Source organism: Mesorhizobium sp. M7A.F.Ca.US.010.02.1.1 (assembly GCF_004023085.1).
Lineage (GTDB): Bacteria > Pseudomonadota > Alphaproteobacteria > Rhizobiales > Rhizobiaceae > Mesorhizobium.
In genome coordinates, this window is sequence record NZ_RZRV01000005.1 from 137,601 (window position 1) to 162,791 (window position 25,191).

23 protein-coding genes are annotated in these 25,191 nt (G+C 63.6%); 7 read left to right on the forward strand and 16 right to left on the reverse strand.

Features of this window, described 5'->3' with window-relative positions; genetic code table 11:
- Positions 1 to 216: 216 nt before the first annotated feature.
- From EOA19_RS07265 to EOA19_RS07295, 7 genes are all read left to right on the forward strand, one after another.
- Complete coding sequence (locus EOA19_RS07265) at positions 217 to 975, forward strand: SDR family oxidoreductase (RefSeq protein ID WP_023810127.1); 759 nt, start codon at positions 217 to 219, stop codon at positions 973 to 975.
- A gap of 108 nt (positions 976 to 1,083) precedes the next feature.
- Entirely contained in the window at positions 1,084 to 1,470 is a 387-nt protein-coding gene (locus EOA19_RS07270; RefSeq protein ID WP_023810128.1) for an SET domain-containing protein-lysine N-methyltransferase, read from the forward strand.
- Positions 1,471 to 1,647: 177 nt separating this feature from the next.
- Positions 1,648 to 1,926: a 30S ribosomal protein S21 gene (gene rpsU, locus EOA19_RS07275; protein ID WP_023810129.1), complete on the forward strand. Its 279-nt coding sequence runs from the start codon at positions 1,648 to 1,650 to the stop codon at positions 1,924 to 1,926.
- A gap of 138 nt (positions 1,927 to 2,064) precedes the next feature.
- The gene (locus EOA19_RS07280; protein WP_023810130.1) at positions 2,065 to 2,907 is read left to right on the forward strand and encodes a tetratricopeptide repeat protein; all 843 of its coding nucleotides are present in this window, start codon (positions 2,065 to 2,067) and stop codon (positions 2,905 to 2,907) included.
- Between the two features lie 201 nt (positions 2,908 to 3,108).
- Entirely contained in the window at positions 3,109 to 3,585 is a 477-nt protein-coding gene (locus EOA19_RS07285; protein WP_023810131.1) for a DUF992 domain-containing protein, read from the forward strand.
- Positions 3,586 to 3,678: 93 nt separating this feature from the next.
- Positions 3,679 to 4,158: a DUF992 domain-containing protein gene (locus EOA19_RS07290; RefSeq protein WP_023810132.1), complete on the forward strand. Its 480-nt coding sequence runs from the start codon at positions 3,679 to 3,681 to the stop codon at positions 4,156 to 4,158.
- Positions 4,159 to 4,368: 210 nt separating this feature from the next.
- A complete protein-coding gene (locus EOA19_RS07295) occupies positions 4,369 to 5,805 on the forward strand; it encodes an MFS transporter (RefSeq protein WP_023810133.1) in 1,437 nt (478 codons plus the stop codon).
- Between the two features lie 12 nt (positions 5,806 to 5,817).
- Here the strand turns inward: EOA19_RS07295 and EOA19_RS07300 are convergent, their stop codons facing one another.
- From EOA19_RS07300 to EOA19_RS07380, 16 genes are all read right to left on the reverse strand, one after another.
- Positions 5,818 to 6,510: a response regulator transcription factor gene (locus tag EOA19_RS07300; protein WP_023810134.1), complete on the reverse strand. Its 693-nt coding sequence runs from the start codon at positions 6,508 to 6,510 to the stop codon at positions 5,818 to 5,820.
- On the reverse strand, positions 6,507 to 9,242 hold the full coding sequence (locus EOA19_RS07305) for a sensor histidine kinase KdpD (protein WP_023810135.1): 2,736 nt from the start codon (positions 9,240 to 9,242) through the stop codon (positions 6,507 to 6,509). Before EOA19_RS07305 ends, EOA19_RS07300 begins: the two co-directional genes overlap by 4 nt.
- Positions 9,243 to 9,296: 54 nt before the next feature.
- Entirely contained in the window at positions 9,297 to 9,863 is a 567-nt protein-coding gene (gene kdpC / locus EOA19_RS07310) for a potassium-transporting ATPase subunit KdpC (protein WP_023810136.1), read from the reverse strand.
- Positions 9,864 to 9,937: 74 nt separating this feature from the next.
- Positions 9,938 to 12,031 (reverse strand): potassium-transporting ATPase subunit KdpB, encoded by a 2,094-nt coding sequence (gene kdpB / locus EOA19_RS07315; protein ID WP_128303165.1) that lies wholly within the window; start codon positions 12,029 to 12,031, stop codon positions 9,938 to 9,940.
- Positions 12,028 to 12,243 (reverse strand): hypothetical protein, encoded by a 216-nt coding sequence (locus EOA19_RS07320; RefSeq protein ID WP_023810138.1) that lies wholly within the window; start codon positions 12,241 to 12,243, stop codon positions 12,028 to 12,030. Before EOA19_RS07320 ends, kdpB begins: the two co-directional genes overlap by 4 nt.
- 7 nt (positions 12,244 to 12,250) lie before the next feature.
- Positions 12,251 to 13,954, reverse strand: a complete 1,704-nt coding sequence (gene kdpA, locus EOA19_RS07325) for a potassium-transporting ATPase subunit KdpA (RefSeq protein WP_128303166.1) — start codon at positions 13,952 to 13,954, stop codon at positions 12,251 to 12,253.
- A 21-nt stretch (positions 13,955 to 13,975) separates the two neighbouring features.
- The gene (locus tag EOA19_RS07330) at positions 13,976 to 14,065 is read right to left on the reverse strand and encodes a potassium-transporting ATPase subunit F (protein ID WP_128303167.1); all 90 of its coding nucleotides are present in this window, start codon (positions 14,063 to 14,065) and stop codon (positions 13,976 to 13,978) included.
- A 452-nt stretch (positions 14,066 to 14,517) separates the two neighbouring features.
- A complete protein-coding gene (locus EOA19_RS07340) occupies positions 14,518 to 14,820 on the reverse strand; it encodes a DUF982 domain-containing protein (RefSeq protein WP_128303169.1) in 303 nt (100 codons plus the stop codon).
- Positions 14,821 to 15,077: 257 nt separating this feature from the next.
- Complete coding sequence (locus EOA19_RS07345) at positions 15,078 to 15,302, reverse strand: alkylphosphonate utilization protein (protein ID WP_023810143.1); 225 nt, start codon at positions 15,300 to 15,302, stop codon at positions 15,078 to 15,080.
- A 163-nt stretch (positions 15,303 to 15,465) separates the two neighbouring features.
- The gene (locus tag EOA19_RS07350) at positions 15,466 to 16,278 is read right to left on the reverse strand and encodes an NAD(P)-dependent oxidoreductase (RefSeq protein WP_127290656.1); all 813 of its coding nucleotides are present in this window, start codon (positions 16,276 to 16,278) and stop codon (positions 15,466 to 15,468) included.
- 3 nt (positions 16,279 to 16,281) lie between these two features.
- A complete protein-coding gene (locus EOA19_RS07355) occupies positions 16,282 to 17,484 on the reverse strand; it encodes a pyridoxal phosphate-dependent aminotransferase (protein WP_128303170.1) in 1,203 nt (400 codons plus the stop codon).
- Positions 17,481 to 19,100 (reverse strand): hydantoinase B/oxoprolinase family protein, encoded by a 1,620-nt coding sequence (locus EOA19_RS07360; RefSeq protein ID WP_128303171.1) that lies wholly within the window; start codon positions 19,098 to 19,100, stop codon positions 17,481 to 17,483. The genes EOA19_RS07355 and EOA19_RS07360 overlap by 4 nt, the downstream gene beginning before the upstream one ends.
- Positions 19,097 to 21,190 (reverse strand): hydantoinase/oxoprolinase family protein, encoded by a 2,094-nt coding sequence (locus EOA19_RS07365; protein WP_128303172.1) that lies wholly within the window; start codon positions 21,188 to 21,190, stop codon positions 19,097 to 19,099. The genes EOA19_RS07360 and EOA19_RS07365 overlap by 4 nt, the downstream gene beginning before the upstream one ends.
- On the reverse strand, positions 21,187 to 22,857 hold the full coding sequence (locus EOA19_RS07370) for a thiamine pyrophosphate-binding protein (protein ID WP_128303173.1): 1,671 nt from the start codon (positions 22,855 to 22,857) through the stop codon (positions 21,187 to 21,189). Before EOA19_RS07370 ends, EOA19_RS07365 begins: the two co-directional genes overlap by 4 nt.
- A 95-nt stretch (positions 22,858 to 22,952) precedes the next feature.
- Positions 22,953 to 24,383: an FAD-binding oxidoreductase gene (locus tag EOA19_RS07375; RefSeq protein WP_245486096.1), complete on the reverse strand. Its 1,431-nt coding sequence runs from the start codon at positions 24,381 to 24,383 to the stop codon at positions 22,953 to 22,955.
- Positions 24,384 to 24,415: 32 nt separating this feature from the next.
- Positions 24,416 to 25,180 (reverse strand): amino acid ABC transporter ATP-binding protein, encoded by a 765-nt coding sequence (locus EOA19_RS07380; protein ID WP_128303174.1) that lies wholly within the window; start codon positions 25,178 to 25,180, stop codon positions 24,416 to 24,418.
- Between the last annotated feature and the right edge of the window lie 11 nt (positions 25,181 to 25,191).

The window sequence follows — 25,191 nt, forward strand, 5'->3', positions numbered from 1 at the left end:
GTCCCGGCGCGCGAGGTGTATCACTAGCGAAACAGCACTTCCACCCTTGCGCTGTTTGCGACGGCGCTTGCCGTTTTGCGCCGTGGTGAAAAAGACGCATCTGGTGCGTCGGCGCTTTCCAGCATCTTGGCACGTATCGGGTGGCTCGCCTTGCCTCGATCTGCGACCAAGCACCCCAACTGCCGGTCAGGCCGGCGCGAAGAAAAGGATGCAAAAATGTTCGCACTCGCAAACAAGATCGCCATCGTCACCGGCGCCAGTTCCGGCATCGGCCGGGCCTCGGCAAAACTCTTTGCCGAGGAAGGCGCCAAGGTCATCGTCGCCGCCCGCCGTCAGGCCGAGCTCGATACGCTCGTCGCCGAGATAGAAGACAATGATGGCGCGGCCATCGCGCTTGCCGGCGATGTCAGGGACGAAGCCTATGCAAAGGCCCTTGTCGATCTGGCGGTCGAAAAGTTCGGCGGGCTCGACATCGCCTTCAACAATGCCGGCGCCGTTGGCCGGATGGGGCCGATTTCGGACCTGCCGCTGGAGGGATGGCGCAAGACGCTCGACACCAACCTCACCAGCGCGTTTCTCGGCGCCAAATACCAGGTGCCGGCAATGATCGAGCGCGGCGGCGGTTCGCTGATCTTCACCTCCACCTTCGTTGGTCACACAGTCGGCATGCCCGGCATGACTAGTTATGCCGCGAGCAAGGCCGGCCTGATCGGACTGACACAGGTGCTGGCCGCCGAATACGGCCCGAAAGGCGTGCGGGTCAACGCGCTGCTGCCCGGCGGCACCGACACACCGGCGGCAACCTTCAAGACCCCGGAATCACGGGTTTTCGTCGAAGGCCTGCATGCTTTGAAGCGTATCGCGATGCCGGAGGAGATCGCCCGCTCGGCACTCTATCTCGCCTCCGACGCCTCGAGCTTCACCACCGGAGCGGCTCTGTTTGCCGATGGCGGCGTGTCGATCAACCGGACGTGAAGATTCCAGCGGCGGGATGCATGCTCATAACCGCCAGGCAAACGGCCGCTCTTGATTTTTCGCCGCGATTTGGCGATTCCGTTTATGTCCAAAAGCGGGTCTGGAACCATGATGCTGATCAGAACCTATGTGACTGCGAGTGCGATCGAAGGTGTCGGCGTGTTCGCCGCGGAGCCGATCAGGAAAGGCGCTTCGATCTGGCGGCTCGATCCGGATTTCGACCGGCTGATCCCCATGGACAAATACGAGACGGCACCCCCGCATCTCAGGGAGCTGCTCGACCGCTATGCCTATCCGAGCCCGGACCGGCCAGGTTTCCTGGTCTATGAAGTCGACAATGGCCGCTTCATGAACCATTCCAGCAATCCGAATACGGATTTTTCGCAATATGGCGGGGCCACCGCGACCCGCGACATCGGCGTGGGCGAGGAGATCACCTGCGACTACGGCGAGTTCTTCGAAAATTTCGAGTTGCTGCACCTCGCGACGGCCTAGTCGGCTCCTTATATCAAGGCAAACAGACGGCGGCTGGCCCCGCAAATTCATTTCCGCTGTGGACAGCGCGGCATGATTCTGCTATCAGCCGCCACAATTCGTGGTGTAAACCGCCGCGGAGGCTAGTGGCTATGGCCGCTTGCCTGTTGATATCAAACCCGAAAGACAGGATTGCCCGTGCAGGTACTCGTCCGCGACAATAACGTTGATCAGGCGCTTCGCGCTCTCAAGAAGAAGATGCAGCGCGAAGGCATTTTCCGTGAAATGAAGATGCGCGGTCACTACGAGAAGCCGTCCGAGAAGCGCGCCCGCGAAAAGGCTGAAGCCGTTCGCCGCGCCCGCAAGCTGGCCCGCAAGCGCGCCCAGCGCGAAGGCCTACTGCCGATGACGCCGCGCCCGGTCGCTGCTGGCGCCGCCGGCGGTGCAGGTGGCGCTCCGCGTCCGCCGCGGTTCTAACGCCAATTTTTCGTCCTTTTCGAAGGATATCAGAGGTGGCGCGATGTGGAATCGCCGCCACCTTTTTGTTTTGATGTGACCGGTCCGGAGGGGGAGCCGGACCTGAACGACGCGGCTTGAAGTGAGGACAGGGCAGACATGAACGCAACGAGCGTGGAGCGCGGGACCGCATTGCGTGGTTTCGCCCTGACAGCAGCCCTGCTCTCCGGACTGGCGCTTGCCGGCTGCCAAACGGCGGGCCCGACCGGTGAATTCAACAACATCGACAAGGCGCAAGGGTCGAGCGAGAACATTTCCTCGCTGTCGGCGGTCATCCAGCGCAATCCCCAGGATCCCGAAGGCTACAATGTGCGCGGCTCGGCCTATGGCCGTGGCGGTCAGTACCAGGCGGCGCTCAAGGATTTCAATCAAGCCATCCAGCTCAATCCGAATTTCTTCCAGGCCTATTCGAATCGCGCGCTCATCCAGCGCTTCCTCGGCAACCAGGAAGCCGCGCTGGCGGACTACAACCGTTCGATCCAGATCAACTCGAACTATGACGCCGCCTATATCGGCCGCGGCAATCTCTACCGCAAGGCGGGTCGCACCCAGGACGCCTTCAACGACTTTCAGAAGGCGATCCAGCTCGATACGACCGACGCGCGCGCCTACCACAATCGAGGCCTGATCTATCAGAGCCAGGGCCAGCACAAATTCGCCATCGAGGACTTCTCGACCGCCATCTCGCTGGCGCCGGACGCCGCCGAACCCTACAATGGCCGCGGCCTCTCCTATCTGGCGACCAACGACGAAGACAATGCCTTCTCCGATTTCAACATGGCGATCAAGCTCGACGGCAGGAATGCCGAGGCCTGGTCCAACCAGGCGCTGATCTATGAGCGGCGCGGCGACAAGGCGAAGGCCGCGAAATCCTATAAGGAAGCCGTTCGCCTCGACCCTACCTACCAGCCGGCCAAGGATGGCCTCGCCCGCGTCAGCTGATCTCGGTTCGGCTTCCCATACAAATCCGCATGACATCCAAGTGCTGCGGGATTCTTTGCGTGTCCGAAAGGACGCACTTCGCAACCGCGCATTAACCCCGGCAGGAGGCTTTCGGCCCCTGCCTTGATCGCGCCAAGTTTTCGGCGGAACGGTCTACCCACCCAAGCCGTTGTTGAAAGTATTTTGCGAAAGGACCCTCCCATGATCAAGAAACTCGCCTGCGCCGCTGCCCTCGCCACGACGATGTTCGCGGTGGCTCCGGCCAGCGCCGGCAAGCTGCAACTCGGCACGCTCGATTGCACCATCGACGGCGGCACCGCTTATATCGTCGCTTCCAACAAGGGCGTGTCCTGTGTCTTCCGGCCTCATCATCACGGGCCGTCCGAGATTTACACAGGCGTCATCTCCAAGATCGGCCTCGATGTCGGCCAGACGCATCAGGGCCAGCTCGTCTGGGCCGTGCTGGCTGCGACCCGGGACCGTGACGGAGGCGATCTCGCCGGCAGCTACTACGGTGTCAACGCCGAAGCGAGCGTGGTGACCGGCGGCGGCGCCAATCTGCTGGTTGGCGGCCTGGACAGCGCCTTCATGCTGGAGCCGCTCAGCGTCCAGGCGCAGACCGGCGTCAACCTTGCCGTGGCCGTGACCTCGCTCCAGCTGATCCACTCATTCAAGTGATTACATGGAGCCGTGCGCTCCATGACCCCTCACCCCGCGGCGCGGAACCAAATAGGATGGTTTCGCGCCGTTTGATTTTGGAGGGGAACCATCATGCTGAAGACAGCCATAGCTGCCGCCATGTTCACCACGCTATCCGGAGCGGTGCAGGCGCAGGACCGAGGCATGGAAGTCGGTACGCTTGACTGCGCCATAGGCGGCGGCACCGGCTTCATCTTCGGCTCAAGCAAGGATCTGAGCTGCACCTTTAACCCCGCCGACAAAAGCTTCGCGCCGGAAGCCTATTTCGGCGCTGTCAACAAATACGGCCTCGACATCGGCACGACGAAGCAGACGGTCATGCAGTGGATCGTGCTGACGCCGCTGAAGAACATCTATGCGCCGGGTGCGCTGGCCGGCGACTACATCGGCGCCAGCGCGGAGGTGACGGCCGCCGTCGGCGCCGGCGCCAATCTGCTGGTCGGCGGCTCCTCTCAGGCCTTCACCTTGCAGCCGCTCAGCTTGCAGACGCAGACCGGCATGAACCTCGCGATCGGCGTCAGCCAATTCCAGCTGCGCAGCACCGAGAACTGATCGCGCAACGAACCCGCAACCGGAAAGGCTGCCGCGCGAACGATCTTCAAAAAAACCGCTTGAGCTCAACCCCGGTTGAGGTTTTACAAGCCTGCCCCGAACGCCACAACGCCTCGATCCGGCGCTGTCGATTCGCATGGTCCTGCCGGAAACCCGTACTGGCTTCTGGCGTGCTGCGCTGGCGTCGAGATATGCAAGACAGGGGTGGAAATGACCGAGATCAGCACGAACAGGGTCGACTGGCGCTTATTGTGGGCAAGCGGCGACCTGGCGCGCTTCTGCTTCATCAGCCTCGGCATCCTGCTGCACGCCACCAACGAGACGATGGTGGCAACGGTGATGCCGGCCATGGTCGGCGAACTGGCGGGCGTACAGCTCGTCGGCTGGTCGCTGGCGATCTACGAACTCGGCGCCATCGTTGCCGGCGCAGCCGCCGGACGACTGGTGAGTTATGTCCCCTTGCGCACCAACATGGTGGTCGCCGCGCTGCTCTACGCAGCAGGCGCGCTGATATGCGCCACCTCGCCTTCCATGCCACTGTTCCTCGCCGGCCGCCTGATCGAAGGACTTGGCGGCGGTGCGCTGGTGTCGCTGGCCTTCGTCTCGGTCGAACGACTGTTCTCGCGCGCCATCTGGCCGCAGCTTTTCGGCATCATGTCGGCGATCTGGGGCGTCGCCGCCTTCAGCGGACCATTGCTCGGCGCGATCATGACCGAGCTGTTGTCATGGCGCTGGGCCTTCGGCATCTTTACTCTCGGCGGCACTGCCATGGCGCTGGCAAGCTTCATCGTGCTCGACACGCCGCAGGCGACGAAACCCAAGACGAGCACGGGCAAGGCGCCGCCCTTCCCGTTCGCGGCCCTTGGCTGCCTTGCCGTCGCCGTGGTGTTGATTGCCTCGGCCGGCGTCGACATCGCCTTGCTGCGCTCTTCGCTGCTGATGGCCTTCGGCCTGATAGGCCTGGTGCTGTTCTTCACCATCGACGCGCTGAAGCCGCGTTCGCGGCTGTTTCCGGCGCGGCTGTTCTCGTGGCGCACGCCGGTCGGCGCCGGCATGACCATGGTTGCCGCCTTTTCGGTGGCGACCTGTTCCTTCGGCGTCTACGGGCCGCTGTTGCTGACCAGTCTTCACGACATTCCGCTGCTGACCACCGGCTACATCATCGCCGCCGAATCGATCGCCTGGTCGATCCTGTCGATCCTGGTCGCCAACGCGCCGCCGCAGCGCGAGCGGCTGATCATCGTCGGCGGCGCGGTGATGATCGCGGCCGGCATCGCAGGCTTTGCGTATGCGATACCGCTGGGCTCCATTCCGCTGATCCTGATCTGCGCCCTGCTGCAAGGCGGCGGCTTCGGCGTGGCCTGGCCCTTCCTCACGCGCGTCATCGTGGCCTCCGCGCCGGAGGGCGAGCAGACCATCGCCTCGGCGGCGGTGCCGACCATGCAGCGCATCGGCTATGCCGTGGGCGCCGCACTCGCCGGCATCGTCGCCAACGCCAGCGGCTTTTCGCAAGGTCTGAACCACGACGCGGCGGCGAATGTCGCGTCGTGGTTGTTTCTTGCCTTCGTGCCGCTCGGCATTGTCGGCTGCCTCGCGGCCTTGCGGGTTTCCAGACCGCTTGGCCAGCCACGGGAAGCTATCGGCTAAAACCTGGCCTGCTCACTCGACCTCGCGCAGGCGGTAGCCGACGCCGGTCTCGGTGGTGATGTAGCGCGGCTGGTCGGGGCTCTTCTCGATCTTCTGCCTGAGCTGCCGCACATAGACCCTGAGATACTGCACGTCGGTCGAGTCGCCCCAGACCTGCTTCAACAGGAAATGATGGGTCAGCACCTTGCCGGCGTGCTGCACCAGCATGCGCAGGATGTCGTATTCCTTCGGCGAGAGCTTTACCTCCTTGCCCTCGACCTTGACGATGCGCTTGACCAGATCGACGCTGAGATCGCCGGTCTGGAAAATCGGCTTCTCGCCCTGCTGCTGGAACTTGTGGCGGAGCGCCACGCGAATGCGCGCCACCAGCTCATTCATGCCGAAAGGCTTGGTGACATAGTCGTCGGCGCCGAGTTCCAGGGCCTGGACGATGCCGGCCTCGTCGGTCCGGCTGGACAGGATGACCACTGGAATGTCGAGACCATCGTCGCGCCATTTGCGCAGCAGTTCATGGCCGCTCATGCCGGGCAGCCCAAGGTCGAGCAGGACGAGGTCCGGCTTCTCCGCCTCCATCAGCTCGATCGCCACCTTCGCGTTCGGCGCCTCGCTGACCGCATAACCTTGGCTGCCGAGCCCGACGCGCAGCAGCTTGCGGATCGGCGGCTCGTCATCGACGACCAATATTCTGACGTTCGAGTTTGTCATGCCAGGTCACCCACATCGTGGTCGTCGGTATTCGAAGCGTCGAAATTGGGCGGATTTGCCGGCCTGGGCATTTTGATGGTGAACACCGCGCCCGAACCGTCGGTCCGGTTTGCCGCCATGATCGTGCCACCCATCGCTTCGACGAAGCCGCGGCAGATCGACAGGCCGAGCCCCGTACCGGCGCGGATCTGGTCGCCCTTGCGCACTCGATAGAACGTGTCGAAAATCCGTTCCAGATCGCCGGGAGGAATGCCTGGCCCTTCATCCATGATTTGCAGCAGGACGGAGCCATTGTCGGTCCAACCCTGCATGCGAATCGTCGAGCCTGCCGGGGCATATTTCGCCGCATTGTCGAGAAGATTGAACAACGCTTGCTCGAACAGCACCGGGTCGACCTTCAACATCGGCAAATCCTTGGGGATGTCGGTCTCGATCTTGTGCTCGCCAATGATTTTCCTGGCCCTTTGCAAGGCGGAGCCGACGATGTCGCCGACATAGTGAAAGGCGTAGTTCGACTCCATCGCGCCGGACTCGATCTTGGTCATGTCGAGCAGATTGGCGATGAAGCGGTTCAACCGCTCGGATTCGTCCAGCACCGTCGACAGCAGTTCGGCCCGGTCCGGTTCGGGAAGCGCGACTGAAAAATCCCGCAGCGTGCCAGCCGCGCCCATGATGGCAGCGAGCGGCGTTTTCAGATCATGGGAAATGGAGGTGAGCAGCGCCGAGCGCAGCCTGTCCGCCTCGGCCGCGAGCTTGGCACGGTCGACGTCGGCAACCAATTGAATACGTTCGATGGCGACCGCCGCCTGGTCGGCCAGTGCGTCAAGCAGCCGCTGCTGCTCGGGCGTCAGCAGCGGACCCTGCTTGTCGTTGTCCAGGCCGACGACCCCGATGGCCGTGCGCCCCGTCCGCAAGGGCAAATAGAGGCGCTTGGCGCCTGGAAGCGTGTCGGCGCCGCGACCCGCGGCACGATTGTGCTCCCAGGCCCAGCGGGCGGCGGCGATGTCGGCTTCGGCCAGCGTGTCGTCGGGCGGATAGCCGGCCTTGACGGTGATGGTCCCGTCTTCCGGCAAAAGCAGCACCACCCGCAGCTTCAGCATCGAGGCGATCTGGAAGGCCGTGGCCCAAAGGACGTCGTCGAGCGTGCCGGCGCCGGCGAGCTTCTTTGAAAAGAGGTAGATGTCTTCCGTGGCCCGCGCCCGCGAGCGGGCGGCGACCGCCTGGCGCTGCACGCGCGCCGTCAGATTGCTGGCGATGACCGCAACGACGAGAAAGACGCCAAGCGCGACGATGCTCTCCGGATCCCGGATCGTCAGCGTATAACGAGGCTCCAGGAAGAAATAATTGAAAGCAAGGGCGCTGGCGAAACAAGCGTACAGAGCCGGCCACAGACCGCCGGTTACCGCCGATGCCAGTACGCCGATGAGAAGAATGATCGCCAGGTTGCGAACGTCGAGAAACTGGTCGAGAACGACGGCGAAGGCGAGCGAACCGATGACAAAGGCCGTGGCCTTGAGATAGGGCCAGATCTCGAACTGCCACTGCTCGTCCGCCGCCTTGACACTCCTCGACGTCACCTCGGCGTTGCGTTCGGTTCCTGAAATGACATGGACGCTGATGTCACCGGCGTTGCGGATGAGATCGTAGGTGAGCGAGCCTTCGATCAATTCCCGCCAGCGCGACCGGGTCGGCCTGCCGACCACGATATGGGTGAAATTGTTCGCCGTCGCATGGCGAACAATGTCCTGCGCGATGTTCTGACCGGGAATGGTGGTCACCTCGGCGCCGAGCTGTTCGGCAAGCCGCAGGTTCGTAGCGAGCCGATCCTTGTCCGCTTCGGGCATGCTGGCCGAGCGAGGGCTGTCGACATGCAGCGCCGTCCACGGGGCACGGAGCCGGTCGGCCAACCTGCGCGCGTAGCGAATACGCGCCGCCCCGCCCGGACGCGCGTCGACGCAGACGAGTACCCTTTCCCCCGCAGCCCACGGTCCAGGAATGGCGTGGGCCTGCATATGGATCAGCAACTGGTCGTCGACGCGCTGCGCGGTGCGGCGCAGCGCCAGCTCCCTGAGCGCCGTCAGATTGCCCGGCGAGAAATAGTTCTCGATCGCGCGCTGCGCGGTGTTGGGGAAATAGACCTTGCCTTCCTCGAGCCGCTTGATCAGGTCGTCGGGAGTGAGATCGATGATCTCGACATCGTCGGCCTGGTCGATGATGGAATCGGGAACCGTCTCGCGAACCCTGACCTTGGTGATCTGGGCGACAACGTCGTTCAGGCTTTCGACATGCTGGATGTTGAGCGTCGTGTAGACGTCGATGCCGTGCGTCAGGATTTCCTGGACGTCGAGATAGCGCTTGGGATGGCGGCTGCCGGGCGCATTGGTGTGGGCGAGTTCGTCGACAAGAACCAGCGCCGGGCGCCGGGCGAGGATGGCGTCGATGTCCATCTCGTCGAGGATGCGCCCCTTGTAGTCGACCTTGCGGCGGGCAATGACCTCATAACCCTCGACCAGGGCCAGTGTCTCCTTGCGCCCATGCGTCTCGACGACACCGATCACCACATCCACGCCGTCGGTCAGCCTGGCGCGGCCCGACATCAGCATCTCATAGGTCTTGCCTACGCCGGGAGCGGCACCCAGGAATATCCGCAGCCGGCCGCGACCTTCCCGCTCGGCATGGTCAAGCAGTGCGTCGGGAGAAGGTCTGGCGTCGTTGTTTCTGTCGTCCGGCATCGGGACCGATCATGGATGGCGCCGGAGATACTGTCGATCCCCAGCCCGCACCATTCACTGTTTCGCGGCGTCCAGCGCAAGGTTGAGACCGAGCACATTGACCACCGGTTCGCCCATGAAGCCGAGTTCCCTGCCCTCGACCTGACTGTCGACAAGCGCCTTGACCTTGGCTTCATCGATCCCCCTGGCCTTGGCCACCCTGGCGACCTGGAAGTAGGCTGCTTTGGGACTGATATCGGGATCGAGGCCACTGCCGGACGTCGTCACCAGGTCCATCGGGACGGGCTGGTTCGGATTCTCCGCCTTCAGTCTTTCCGCATCGCCCTTGATGCGGTCGATCAGCTTGGGATTGGTCGGGCCGAGATTGCTGCCGCTCGAAGCGGCGGCGTTGTAGCCGTCGCCGGCGGCCGAGGGGCGGCCATGGAAATACTTGTCGCTGGCAAAGCCCTGGCCGATCAGTTCGGAGCCGATAACCTTGCCATCCTTCTCGATCAGGCTGCCATTGGCCTGGCGCGGGAAGATCGCCTGGGCGATGCCGGTCATGCCGATCGGATAGATCAGGCCGGTCAGGACCGTGAAGAAGACGATCATGATGATCGCGGGTCTTAGCTGGGTGAGCATGGAGATGTTCCTCAAAGCAATTCCAGGAAAAGTGTGAAGCGGTTTTCCGTCCGGAATTGCGTTAAAACAAAGAGTTAAGCGAGGCCAAGCGCGGTGACGATCATGTCGATCGCCTTGATGCCGACGAACGGCACGATGAGGCCGCCGAGGCCGTAGACGAGAAGATTGCGGCTGAGCAGCGCGCCGGCGCCAATGGCGCGGTATTTGACGCCCTTCAGCGACAGCGGGATCAGCGCGATGATGATCAGCGCGTTGAAGATGATGGCCGACAGGATGGCGCTTTGCGGCGTCGCCAGATGCATGACGTTGAGTGCCTGCAGCGGGCCGGTCGTCTGTCCCGGTGCGACGTAGAAGACGGCGAACATCGCCGGAATGATGGCGAAATACTTGGCCACATCGTTGGCGATCGAGAAGGTTGTCAGCGAACCCCGCGTCATCAAGAGCGCCTTGCCGATCTCGACGATCTCGATGAGCTTGGTCGGATCGCTGTCGAGATCGATCATGTTGCCGGCCTCGCGGGCGGCAACCGTGCCGGTGTTCATGGCGACGCCGACATCGGCTTGTGCAAGGGCGGGTGCATCGTTGGTGCCGTCGCCGCACATGGCCACCAGCTTGCCCTTGGCCTGTTCGTCGCGGATCAGCTTCAGCTTGTCCTCCGGTGTGGCCTGAGCGAGGAAGTCGTCGACGCCGGCTTCCGCGGCGATCGCCGCCGCCGTCATCGGATTGTCACCGGTGATCATCACCGTGCGGATGCCCATGCGGCGCAGTTCGGTGAAACGCTCCCTGATGCCGCCCTTGACGATGTCCTTGAGGTGGACGACGCCGAGCAGGCGCCCGTCGCGTTCGACCGCCAGCGGCGTGCCGCCGGACTTGGCGATCTCGTCGGCGATGGACTGGAGATCGCGGATGGATTCGCTGCTTGGGCGCGTGCCATGGGCGGCGGCTGCCGACTGGTTGACATGGGCAAGCACGGAATCGACGGCGCCCTTGCGCACCGATGAACCATCGATGTCGACGCCGCTCATACGGGTCTGCGCTGTGAAGGGCACGAAAGTGGCGTGCAGCGTTGCCATGTCGCGGGCGCGGATGGCGTATTTCTCCTTGGCCAGCACGACGATGGAGCGGCCTTCCGGCGTCTCGTCGGCGAGCGAGGCAAGCTGGGCCGCGTCGGCCAGTTCCTGTTCGGTGACGCCCTTGACCGGGCGAAACTGCGTCGCCTGGCGGTTGCCTAGTGTGATCGTGCCGGTCTTGTCGAGCAGCAGCGTGTCGACGTCGCCTGCGGCTTCCACGGCGCGGCCCGACATGGCCAGCACGTTGAATCGCACCAGACGGTCCATACCGGCGATGCCGATGGCCGAAAGCAGCGCGCCGATCGTGGTCGGGATCAAGGTGACGAACAGCGCCACCAGAACGGTCACCGAGATATAGCCGCCCGAGTAGGAGGCAAAACTCGGGATCGTCGCGGTGGCCAGCACGAAGATCAGCGTCATGCCGACGAGCAGGATGTTGAGCGCGATCTCGTTCGGCGTCTTCTGGCGCTCGGCACCTTCGACCAGTGAGATCATGCGGTCGAGGAAGGTATGGCCGGAGGCGGCGGTGATGCGGACGCGGACCCAGTCGGACAGCACCTGGGTGCCACCGGTGACCGCCGAACGGTCGCCACCGGATTCGCGAATGACCGGCGCGGATTCGCCCGTGATCGCAGCCTCGTTGACCGAAGCAACGCCTTCGATCACTTCGCCGTCGGACGGGATGATGTCGCCGGCCTCGACCAGCACGGCATCGCCGACCTTGAGGCTGGTGCCGGGCACGAGTTTGTATTTGGTGCGGTCTTCACCGGTCAAAAGCTTGGCCTGGGTCTCGGTGCGTGCCTTGCGCAGCGAATCCGCCTGCGCCTTGCCGCGGCCTTCTGCGACCGCTTCGGCGAAGTTGGCGAACAGCACGGTAAACCAAAGCCAGATGATGATCTGCAGCGTGAAGCCGAGATTGCCGCCTCCGGTGACCAGGTCCTTGACGAACAGCACCGTGGTGAGCGCCGAGACGACGGCAACGACGAACATCACCGGGTTCCTGGCCAGCGTGCGCGGATCGAGCTTGCGGAAGGCGCCGCCAATGGCGGGAACCAAGATGCGGGCATCCATGATGCTGGCTGATTTCGAGTTGCTCATTTTGAAGCTCCGGCTTCGGTGTTGTTGGACGGCACCCGATGATTGGATGCCGAAAGGAAATGCGGCGGCCTGTAGGCCAGCAGCCAGAGGACGAGCATGACTGCCGCAAGGCCGAGAAACGTCGACAGGGTCGGGAAAGGAGGAGGTCTCTCCTCCTTTCCGTGATCGTCCCTGTGGCCGACCTTGCGGCGCATGGCATTGAACCAGGACATGACGGTCTCAGAAGGTCTGCCCGTGAGCCATCGCCAGGTGCTCGATGATCGGCCCGACGGCGAGCGCCGGGAAGAAGGTGAGGCCACCGACGATCAGGATGACGCCGACCAGCAGCCCGACGAACAGCGGGCCATCGGTCGGGAAGGTGCCGGCGGAAGCCGGAACCGTTTTCTTCGCCACCAGCGAGCCGGCAATGGCCAGCGCCGGAATGATGACCAGGAAGCGGCCCATCAGCATGCCGATGCCGATCGTGATGTTGTACCAGGGCGTGTTGCCGCTGAGGCCGCCAAAGGCCGAACCGTTGTTGGCCGCCGCCGAAGTGTAGGCATACAGAACCTCGGAGAAGCCGTGCGGGCCGGCATTGCCCATCGACGCCACGCCGGTCGGCAGCACGACGGCGATGGCCGTGAAGATCAGCATCGCCAGCGGCAGGCATAGTATGGCCAGCATAGCCATCTTGACCTCCTTGGCCTCGATCTTCTTGCCGAGATATTCGGGCGTGCGGCCGACCATCAGGCCGGCAACGAAGACGGCAACGACGATGTACATCAGGATGCCGTAGAGACCCGCGCCGACACCGCCGACGATGACTTCGCCAAGCTGCATGTTGATGATCGGGATCATGCCGCCGAGCGCGGTGAACGAGCCGTGCATGGCGTTCACCGCGCCGCAGGAAGCGGCCGTGGTGATGACGGCAAACAGCGCCGACAGGGCGGTGCCGAAACGCGTCTCCTTGCCCTCCATGTTGCCGCCGTCGATGCCCAGCGCATGCACCAGCGGGTTGCCGGCGGCTTCCGCCCAATAGCAGATGGCGACACCGGCGATGAACATGACGCCCATGGCCGAGAGGATCGCCCAGCCCTGGCGCTGGTTGCCGATCATGCGGCCGAAGACGTTGGTCAAGGCGGCGCCGATGGCGAAGATCGACACCATCTGGATCAGGTTGGAGATCGCGTCGGGGTTCTCGAACGGGTGCGCGGCATTGGCGTTGAAGAAACCGCCGCCATTGGTGCCGAGCATCTTGATGGCCACCTGCGAAGCGACCGGGCCGACGGCGATGGTCTGCTGCGCGCCTTCCAGCGTCGTGGCGTTGACGTAGGCGCCGAGCGTCTGCGGCATGCCGAGCCAGACATAGACCAGCGTCAGCACGATGCAGAACGGCAGAAGCAGATAGAGTGTGGAGCGGGTCATATCGACCCAGAAATTGCCGATCGACTTGCCGGAGGCCCGTGCAAAGCCGCGGATCAGCGCGATGGCGATGGCAATGCCGGTGGCCGCCGAAACGAAGTTCTGCACCGTCAGCCCGGCCATCTGCACGAGATAGGACATCGTGCTCTCGCCACCATAGTTCTGCCAGTTGGTGTTGGTCATGAAGCTGGCGGCGGTGTCGAAGGCCAGCCCTGGTTCAACCGCTGTCATGCCGGCAGGATTGTAAGGCAGGCTGCCCTGCAGACGCTGCAGGGCATAAAGCACCAGGAAGCCGGCGAGGTTGAAGAGCAGCAGGGCGACCGCGTAGGTGGTCCAGTGCTGTTCCTCGCGTTCGCTGGTTCCGCAGATACGATAAAGCCCGCGCTCAAGCGGGCGAAGGACCGGCGAAAGCAGCGTGCGGTCGCCGTTGAAGACGAGGTGCATGTAGCCGCCGAGCGGCTTCACCAGCAATATGACGATCCCGCAGTAGACCAGGATCTGTATCCAACCGTTCAGTGTCATGGCTGTGGGCTTTCCGTGCCTTCAGAAGCGTTCTGGATGAACGAGGGCGTATGTCAGGTAGGCGAGCAGGAACAGCGTAACGCCGCCACCGAGAATATAGTCGACGATCATTTTTTCAGCCTCGCTCTAGAGCGCGTCACAAGCTTTTATGTAGGCGAGACAAAAAGCGAAGAACAAAATTCCGATCCCGATAACGGCTATATCCATTGTGTTTATTCCTTTTGTTCTTTTGTGCTTTGCGGATTTGACAGGAGAGTTCGCAATATATCGAAAGTGGCCCGTCGCATCTTTGGTGACGGAACCGGTTGTGTTTTCTGAAGGGAATATGGACCCAATCGCCATAAAGGTTCGAGACAGGGCGCAGTGGAAAGAAATAGGAATGTCATAAAGATTTTTGCGCGGGCTCTTCTCAACACTCCACCCAGGCATTGTCGCCCAAGGCACACGGCCAACCACAGGATTGCGATTTCCTTGCGAGCTGCCGGAAACGGGAAAGCCCGGCTGGGGGCCAGCCGGGCTTTCTATGGTGGTGTGGCTTCAGCCGCCACGGGGAACATCAATCTTCAGGCGGCGTAGCCGCCATAACCACGCGCAACGGCGTGCACGCCCGCCACCGGCTCGAGGTCCGGCCACAGGATGCCGGCGGCTTGCGCGAATTCGAGCAGCGCCCGGCGCGCCTGCTCGACGCTCACATAACCTGGAACGGCCAGATCACATGCCTTCACCGCATTTCGGTAGAGCGGGCCGCGGCGGGAGGTGGTCCAATTGGCGAGGAAATCGTGCATTTCGGCCAGCGAGGCAATCTCGCGCTTGAAGCCGAGGCCGACCGACAGTGCGACCGGTGAATGAAACAGCTTGTCGTGCATGAAGCGGGCTCCTGGTTTTTTCGCGCGCTTGGAGAGATATCCGGGCGGGTCCGCGAACGGGACGCCGTGAAACGCGCGGAGGGGCAGGAGGTTCCAGACTTAGGTCTTGGCGGTTTTTTGTGCCTGGTCGGCGAAATCATCAATTTTACAGCGCAACAGTCGGGTGCCGGACGCTCAATGGCTCCGCGACCCACTTGGCGACGGCAGGCTTTCCGGAATCCCGAAGGAGCCATCGAGATCGCTTGCCGCCTTGAGGCTTACGCCTTCTTCACGAACTCCGTCTTGAGCACCAGGCCTTTCACTTGCTTGGTGTTGCATTCGATCTCGCCGGGATTGCCGTTCAGCCGGATGGCCTTCACCAACGTGCCGCGCTTGATGGTCTCCGAAGTGCCTTTGACTTTGAGGTCTTTGATCAGCGTGACGGAATCGCCGTCATTCAATTGAGCGCCATTGCTGTCGCGCACGAGTACATCGTTCGGCATGCCATCTCCTGTGATTTGGATCCCACTACCAGATCAGGTGAGAATCCCAAAACCGATGACGACCGCCGACAACCTGCTCGATCTCCGCCACCATGCGTGAATCCATCGCCTGCCGCATCTCGGCTTCCGGTCTGCGCCATCTAGCGGATTGGTATTTCGATAGCTACGCCGGCTCGTCGTCCGGATGGCCAAGCTCGCAGAACCACCCGCCCAGATACTTCACCGATGGCGCCTTGGGATCCGGAATCTGCGTCTTCGCCTCGACCGCTGCGCGGAACGGCTCGGCACTATCCTGCGGAGAAAACCCCAGATGGTTGGCGCCGCTGTTGTCGACCGTTTTCACCTTGTTGTCGGAAAGGCCGAAGGAGATCGTATGGCCGACGCGCGGCGCGGTGAGAGCTGCCTCGACCAGACGCACACAGTCGGCGAAGGAGAGGTATGACCATAGCATGCGACGGTCCGCCGGTTCGGGGAAGGACGAAAAGATGCGCAGGCACGCCGTCTCGATGCCGAACTTGTCCCAGTAAAGCCGGCTCAGGCTCTCGACGAAGTTCTTCGACACGCCATAGAGGCTGTCGGGACGGACCGGCGCGTCGACGCCGATATGCGCCTCGACCTCGTGATAGCCGACGGCATGTACGGAGGAGGCATAGATGACTCGTTTCACGCCGTGTTTCCGGGCGCCCTCGTAGATGTGATAGGAGCCGCGGATGCTGGAATCCAGGATGGTTTGCCATTCGCATTCGAGTGGTGCGCCGCCGAAATGCACGATCGCGTCGCAATCCTTGGTGGCGGCAATCGTCGCCTCCATATCGGCGAGGTCGAAGACCGCTTCTTCCTCGTGTGGAGCAAGATCGCCGAACGGTTCGCGGCCTGCCAGGCGGATCGTTTTTGCCAGCGGCACCAGCCCCTTTCGCAGTTCCGAACCGAGGCGGCCGGCCGCGCCGGTGATCAGGATGCGTTCGTAATGCGGCATGATCTACTCCACTTGCGCGACGGCGGCGTTGATGCGCGCGATCGCTCCGGTCAGCACCTCTTCGCCGGTCGCGGTCGAGATGCGGAAATAGGGTGAAAGTCCATAGGCGGCGCCCGGCACCGAGGCCACGCGCCCTTCGTTCAGGAGATAATTCGCCACTGCCGTGTCGTCCTCGAGCACGACGCCTTTTGGGGTCCTGCGGCCGATCAGGCTGGCGCAGCCGATATAGGCATAGAAGGCGCCTTCCGGTGGCGAAAGCGTAAGACCGTTGATTCGCCTGATGCCGTCGACGACAAGGTCGCGGCGCGCCTCGAACGCCTGCCGAAAGCGTGCCACCTCGTCCTGGGGGCCGTTGAGCGCGGCCACCGTCGCCGCTTGCGCGATCGAGCAGACGGACGTGCAGGACTGGCTCTGGATGGTCGCCATCGCCCTGGTGAGCGGCGCCGGCCCGGCGGCATAGCCGACACGCCACCCGGTCATCGCATAGGATTTGGAGACGCCGTTGACGATCAGGGTGCGGTCCCTGAGTTCCGGGCAAGCCTTGCCGAAGGAGACGAAGTCGCGTCCGTCGAACAGGATGTGCTCGTAAATCTCGTCGGAAAGCACCAGCACCTGCGGATGCCTTGCCAAAACCGCTCCGAGTGCCCGCAGGTCCGATTGCGAATATATGGCGCCGGAGGGGTTGCCGGGCATGTTGAGGAACAGCCATTTCGTCCTTGGCGTGATGGCTTTTTCGAGCAGCTCCGGCGTCAGCCGGAAGCCCGAAGTTTCCGGGCACTCGATAACGACAGGCGTGCCGCCGAGCAGCTTCACCATCTCGGGATAGGAGACGAAGTAGGGCGCCGGCAGGATCGCTTCGTCACCAGACTCCAGCGTCGCCATCAGCGCGTTGAAGATGATCTGCTTGGCGCCATTGGCCACGACGACGTCGTCCGCCGTGTAGTCCAGTCCGTTTTCGCGGCGGAACTTGCCGGCCACGGCTTCGCGCACCTCGGCCGTGCCGGCGGCACCCGTGTATAGCGTCTGGCCGGCCTTCGCGGCGAAATGCGCCGCTTCGATGATGTGGCTCGGTGTCGGGAAATCCGGCTCGCCCAAGCCAAGATCGATCACGTCGACGCCCTTGGCGCGCAGGGCCTTGGCTGCTTGCGAAGCAGCCATGGACGCCGAAGGCTTCACCGCAGACAGGCGCGAGGCAATGTAGCTCATTTGCCGTTCTCCGAAATGTATTCCTTGGAGCGGTCGTTCGCCCGCGCCTCGGTGCTGCGCTTGGACGGATCGCCATAGCCGCCGCCGCCCGGCAATTGGAGGATCAGCCGACGGCCGGCCGGAACATGCTGCCAACCTTTGGGTCGCATCTGCGTGCCATCGTCCAGCCTGACCACGCCGGCCACTCCAGGCCCGCCGCCGTTGCGCCCGTGGGCGGGATGATTGACGCGGTCGAACATGGCCGAAAAGTCGAATTCATGGCCCTCGATCGCCTCGATTTCGATAACCTGCCCGAGCCCGCCGCGGAACTCGCCGTCGCCGCCGGAATCGGGCCGCAGCTCCTTGCGCCAGATGACGATCGGGCCGGTGTGCTCCGTTGCCTCGATCGGCATCGTATGGACGCCGGAGGGGAAGGCCGTCGCCGACAATCCGTCGAGGCCGGGGCGCGCGCCCATGCCGCCGGAATTGAACATCAGCACCTCGGCGCGGCGGCCCGAACCGCCGGAGACCGGCCGAACCGAGATATGGATGTTCCACAGTGCGCCGGCGCCCTCGGCAAGAATCTTGCCGGGCATCGCCTTGGCGATCGCGCCGAGCACCAGATCGGGAACCATGTGGCCGAAGATGTGCCTGAGCGCCACCGGCGCCGGCCGCACGGCGTTCAGGATGTTGACCGGAGACGACACGGTGAAGAAGGCGAGCGACGCGGCATTGTTAGGAATATCGGGCGCCACCACGCATTTCAACGCGTAGCAGGCATAGGCCTTGCTGTAGATAATCGGGCAGTTGATGCCCCATCGGCTCATCGGGTCGGTACCGGTGAAATCGACCTCGACGCCGGCGTCCCGAACCGTGACGGTCGCCGCGAGCTTCACCGGCTTGTCGTAGCCGTCGGTCACCAGCGCGTTCGACCAGCTGCCTTTGGGCATCGCCTTGATGCGTTCGACCATGGCGTCGCGGGTGCGCGAGAAGATGAACTCGCCAAGCCCGTCCAGCGATGCCAGGCCGATCTCCTTCATCATGTCGACGAGGCGTCGGTGGCCGACTTCGTTGCAGGCGGCGAGCGAATAGAAATCGCCGATGACCTGGTTCGGCTCGCGGACGTTGGCGCGCAGGATCCTGACGAGATCGAAATTGACCTTGCCCTTCTCCGCGAACTTCATGATCGGGATCTGGATACCTTCCTCGTAGACCGACTTGCCGTCAGCGCCGAAGCCGCGCCCACCGACATCGACCACATGCGCAGTGCAGGCGAAGAACGCAACCAATTCGCCGTTCAGGAACGACGGCGACACCATGGTGATGTCGTGCAGGTGGCCCGTGCCCAACCAGGGGTCATTGGTGACGTAGGTGTCGCCCTCGAACATGGTTTCGCGCGGGATTTCATTCATGAAATGCAGCACCGCCTCGGCCATGGTGTTGACATGGCCGGGCGTTCCCGTCACCGCCTGTGCCAGCATCTGGCCGCGGGGATCGAACACGCCCGCCGACAGGTCGCCGGATTCGCGCACCGATGTCGAGAAAGCCGTGCGCAGCAAGGTGAGGGCCTGCTCCTCGACCACCGAGATCAACCGGTTCCACATAACCTGCATGCGGATTTCACTGATGTCGCTCATGCCTGGCTGCCTTTGCGGATCAGAAGGATTGCGCCGTCGCTCTGGATGACGGCGTCGAAGCTCGTGGTGACGACGGTGGACGTCTCGCGTTCGACGATGATGACCGGGCCCGCCACCCGATCGCCGGTGCACAGCCCCTCCCGTTCGACGATGCCATAGGTCCGTGGCGCACCGCTGGCCGGATCGAACACCGCGCGGCTTGTTGCCGGCTGAGTGGTCCGCTTGCCGGTGATCAGCTCGTGCCTGGCGACAGCAGGCCGGACATCCGTCGCCTTCACGGACCAGGTGACGATCTCGATTTCCAGGCCGCCAAGTCCTTCGATGGCGCGGCCGAAGAAGCGTTGGTAATTCGCCTGGAACAAATCCTCGAGCGTGGTTGCGGCATCGTTGCCGAACGGCTTGTCCGGCAGCGGCACGGGGATTTCCCAGCCCTGGCCGGCGTAGCGCATGAAGGCGGTGATTTCGCATGTGATCGTACCGTTGGCCCCTGCCCGCACGAAGCTTTCGGCTGACACTTTGAGGTCGTCGAGCAAAGCATTGGCCTCGGCCGGCTTAAACTGCGACAGCCGCGTCAGCCGGGATGCCAGGGCTTCGTAGCCGAACGGAGCCTTGAGGAAGCCGATCGCCGATCCGACGCCCGCGCCCTTGGGGACGATGCACTGGTCGATGCCGAGTTTCTCGCAAAGCCTCGCGGCGTGAAGCGGGGCCGCGCCACCGAAGGCGATCATCACGTTGTCGGAAATGTTTTTGCCGTTTTCGACGGCATGGACGCGGGCGGCATTGGCCATGTTCTCGTCCACCACCTCGCAGATGCCGAAGGCCGTCGCCATGGCATCGAGCGACAGGCGTTCGCCGACATCGCGCAGGATCGCCTGTTCGGATGCGGACGTGTCCAGCCTGATGGCGCCGCCGGCGAAATTGTCGGGATCGAGCTTGCCGAGCACCAGGTCGGCATCTGTGATGGCCGGGCGCCTGCCGCCGCGGCCGTAGCAGGCCGGGCCAGGTTCCGATCCGGCACTTTCGGGACCGGTCTGGATGCGGCCCATGGCGTCGACCCAGGCGATCGAGCCGCCGCCGGCGCCGATCTCGATCATCTCGATCACGGGAATGGAGATCGGCATGCCGGAACCTTTGCAGAAGCGATAGGTACGCGCCACTTCGAAGGTTCTGGCGGTGCGCGGCGCATAATCCTCGATCAGGCAGATCTTTGCAGTGGTGCCGCCCATGTCATAGGAGACGACCTTTTCCAGGCCGAATCGCCTGGCGATGTCGGCGGCGAAGATGGCGCCGCCGGCCGGGCCGGACTCGACGAGGCGCACGGGAAATTCCGAGGCCGTCTCCACCGAGATCAGACCGCCGCCCGAATGGATCATGAAGACCGGGCACTCGGCGCCCATCTCCTTCAAGCGCGTCTGGAAACGCGCGAGATAGTCCGCCATCTGCGGCCGCACATAGGCGTTGGCGCAGACCGTGTTGAAGCGTTCGAACTCGCGCATCTGCGGCGAGACTTCGGCGCTGATCGAAATCGGGATGGCAAGCTTGCGGGACAGGATAGCGCGTGCCCGGCGCTCATGATCAGGGTTGGTGTAGGCATGGATGAAGCCGATCGCCACGGAGCCGAAGCCGCCGGCCCCGATCCGGTCGGCAATGCCTTCCAGGGCGGCTTCGTCGAGCGGCTGAAGCTCCTGGCCTTCCGCGCCGATCCGGCCCTTTACCGTGAAACGGTGCTCGCGCGGGATTAGCGGCGCCGGCAGCTGCAGGTCGAGGTCATACTGCTCGAAGCGGTTTTCCGTACGCATCTCGATGACATCGCGGAACCCTTCGGTGGTGACCAGCGCGGTCCTGGCGCCACGGCGTTCGATGAGCGCATTCGTCGCCAGCGTCGTGCCGTGGATGATGATGCCGATCTCGTCAAGCGCGATACCGGCATCGCGCGTGACGACGGCAATGCCGTCCAGGATCGCCTGCTCGGGCGCCGCATAATTGGTCAACACCTTGGTGGAGAAGATCGTTCCCCTGAGGTCGAGCGCGACGTCGGTGAACGTGCCGCCGATGTCCGCGCCGAGACGGATGTCGTCTTTGGAGGTCATGCCTTGGCCTTCTGGGAAGCGAGCGCGGCGTCACGCATCTGGGAAAGGGTCTGTCGGGGCGTCAGCGCTTCGGGAGATATGGCGATGTCGAGGACCGCTCCCGTCACGGATCCGAGCGCCCGATCGAACGCCGCCGCGAAATCGCGCGTCGCCTCGATCCGCTCGGCATGGAAGCCATAGGCCTTTGCCAGTGTCACGAAATCAGGGTTTTCGAGCGACGTGCCCGAAACGCGCGCCGGATAGTGGCGCTCCTGATGGGCGCGGATCGTGCCGTAGATGCCGTTGTTGAGGATCAGCACGATCGGCTGCGCGCCAGCCTGCATGGCGGTTCCGAGTTCCTGGCAATTCATCTGGAAGTCGCCGTCGCCGGCAAAGCAGACGACCGTGCGTTCTGGAAACGCAACCTTGGCGGCAATTGCCGCCGGCAGGCCGTAGCCCATGGCGCCAGACTGCGGGGCGAGCAGCCGTGCGTCCGGCCCGAACTTGAAGAACTTGTTCGGCCAGACGGTGAAATTGCCGGCGCCGTTGGTGAGAATGACGTCGGCAGGCAGGTTTTCGCGCAGCCAGGCGCTGACCTCCACCATGTCCACCGGGCCGGGCTGGACGGGCGCGCCGAATGTCCCTTCATAGGCTTTGCGGGCCGTCGCGCGCCAGTCCGCCCAGCCGCCTTTGACGGGCGTCAACGCCCGGGCGAAAGCGTTCGGCCCGGCATGGATACCGATGGCCGGCACATAGATCTTGCCGATCTCGCGATCGGAGCCATGGGCATGGATCAGTTTCTGGCGCGGCAACGGCACGGACAGCAGCGTATAGCCGTCCGTGGTCATCTCGCCGAAACGCACATTGACGGCCAGGATCACGTCGGCGTCGCGGAGCAGGGCTTTGACATGCGCCACCATGCCGACGCCGGCCTCGCCGACAAAGACCGGCGAATGGTTGTCGAACTGGTCCTGATAGCGAAAGGCCGCCACGACAGGGATGTCGGAAACCTCTGCGAAAGCCTGTAGCGCCGCGCGTCCGTCCACGGTCCAGTTGGCGCCGCCCATAAGCAGGACCGGCCTCTCGGCCTTGGCCAGCAGCCTGAAGGCCGAAGCGATCGCTTCCGGCGCCGGCGCCGGCTCGAAAATGGCCACCGGTGCGCTGAGCGGAGCCGCTTCGGTCATGGTGGTCAGCATGTCCTCGGGCAGCGCGACCACGACGGGACCAGGTCGTCCGGTCAATGCGGTCGTCCATGCCCGCGCCACAATCTCGGGCAGGCGCGCGACATCGTCGATCTCGACCGCCCATTTGGCGACCGTGCCGAACACCGCCCGGTAGTCGATTTCCTGAAAGGCTTCGCGGCCCTTCATGTCGGTGCCGACCTGGCCGACGAACAGGATCATCGGCGAACTGTCCTGCATGGCCGTGTGAACGCCGATGCTGGCGTTGGTGGCGCCTGGGCCGCGCGTCACGAAACAGATGCCTGGCGAGCCGGTAAGCTTGCCGTAGGCCGAGGCCATGAACGCCGCGCCGCCTTCATTGCGGCAAAGCGTGTAGTCCAGCTTTCCCTGCGTGTCGTGCAGCGCGTCCAGGACGGCCAGATAACTTTCTCCGGGCACGCCGAAGCTCCTGGTCGCGCCAAGCCCGATCAGGCACTCGACGAGAAGGCGGCCGCCATTGCGGATCATGCTTCGACATCCTCACTTTGGCGGCAGGTCGATCGAGCCTGCCTTCGGTTCATAGGTGCACGCAGGCGGTTCGGGGCGAAATCAAGAAATGCCGTCTATTCGAAAGTTTTTCTTTGCCGAGCAGCGTGCACCAGCACGCCCGGATTCATCGTTCCCCGTGGATCGAATGCATTATTGAGCCGCGCCATGAGTTCGCGCTCCAACGGACTGCGGTTTCGGTCGGCCGTGGCGACCTTGGCGCGGCCAAGTCCATGCTCGGCCGCGAAACTGCCGCCCATTTCCGTGGCAAGCGACGATAGCGCCTCGGCGAACCGCTCGGCCTTGCCGTCAAAGCCGGCGCGGCCTTCCGGCGGCGACAGATTGTAGTGGATGTTGCCGTCGCCGAGATGCCCGAATGGGTTTATCCGCACGCCGGGAAGAATGTCGTCGCAGATCTCTGCGCCGGCCTCGACGAAACGGGCGATAGCGCCCGGAGGCACCGAGATGTCGTGCTTCAGCTGCTCGCCTTCCAGCCTCTGTCCTTCCGGTTGCTCCTCTCGCAGCCGCCAGAATTGTGCGCGATGCGCGCCCGTCGCCGCCAATGCTCCGTCCAGCACCAGGCCTTGCTCCATCCCCCACTCCAGCGCCGAAGCCAGTATCTCGTCGAGCGGAACACGGGGGGCGCCCGATGCCAGTTCGACCAGCACATAGACCTCGCCGCGTGCCTCCAACTGGTAGGCTAGGTCGGGCAGGTGTTTGAGGGCCAGTCCCAGCCCGATGTCGGAGAAGAACTCGAGGCCGGTCAGGAATTCCCCCGCCTCGCCCCGCAGAAAGGTGCCGAACGAAACCGCCGCGGCGAAATCGGGCATGACGACAAGCGCGCTCGCCTGCCGCCGCGGCATCGGGTAGAGCCGCAGGATCGCGCGCGTCACGATGCCAAGCGTTCCTTCCGCGCCGCAATAGAGCTTGCGCAACTGGTAGCCGGCATTGTCCTTCTGCACCGCGCGCAGCCCGTTCCATATCGCCCCGTCAGGGGTCACGACCTCCAGGCCAAGCACGAGGTCTTGCATCATGCCATACCGGAATGCCTGGCTGCCGCCGGCATTGGTGCCGACCAAGCCGCCGATCCTGGCGCTGCCTTCCGCGCCGAGATGCATCGGAAACATCAGGCCGTGCGGTTCCAGCGCCTCGTGCAGCGCGGCAAGCACGGCCCCCGCCTCGATGAGGATCGAGCCGCTGTCCAAGTCCGGTTTGCCGATCGCCGTCATGCGCGAAAGCGAAACGATCACTGCATCCGGCCGATCGGCGACGGCGCCGCCGCAAAGCCCGGTGTTGCCGCCTTGCGGCACGACCGCCAGTCCGGCCGTGTGGCATGCCTTTACGACACTGGCCACTTCGGAGGTGTCCGCAGGCCTGGCCACGCCCAGAGCCGCGACGCCGTAGCGATCGAGCCAATCGCGCTGATAGGGCCTGGCATCGCTGCCCGAAAGCCAGCCTTTCGGTCCGAGCATCTCGCGCAAGGCGGTGACGGGATCAGTCACGGACATGGCTGCGGCCTGACGCGGGATCGTTGCATCGATCAGTGACCAAGCACTTGCGACAGGAACTGCCGCGTGCGCTCGTTGCGGGAAGAGGTGAAGAATTCATCGGGAGGCGCCTGTTCGACGATCTCGCCTCCATCCATGAAAATCACCCGGTCGGCAACCCGGCGCGCAAAACCCATCTCATGCGTGACGCAGATCATTGTCATGCCTTCGGAGGCGAGCGTGACTATGACGTCGAGCACTTCCGCGATCATTTCCGGGTCGAGCGCAGAGGTCGGCTCATCGAACAGCATGATCTCGGGCTGCATGCAAAGGGCACGCGCTATCGCGACCCGCTGTTGCTGGCCACCGGACAACTGACCGGGATACTTCATCGCCTGTTCGGGAATGCGTACCTTCTCCAGATAGCGCCGGGCGGTCGCCTCGGCATCCGCGCGCGGCACCTTGCGCACGATCATGGGCGCGAGCATGCAGTTCTCCAGCACCGTCATGTGTGGAAACAGGTTGAAGTGCTGGAACACCATGCCGACTTCCCGCCTGATCCCGTCGATGTTGCCGACATCGTCGTTGAGCTCGGTGCCGAGCACGGTGATCCGGCCGCCATTGTGCTGCTCCAGACGGTTGATGCAGCGGATCATGGTGGACTTGCCGGAGCCGGACGGGCCGCAGACGACGATCCTCTCGCCGCGATCCACGGACAAGCTCACCTTTCGCAGCGCCTGGAATGTCCCGTAATATTTGTCGAGATTTTCGATCAGCACCGCGGGGCCGCTGGATCGGGGCGAGCTTCCTGAAATCACGTAAACGCCCC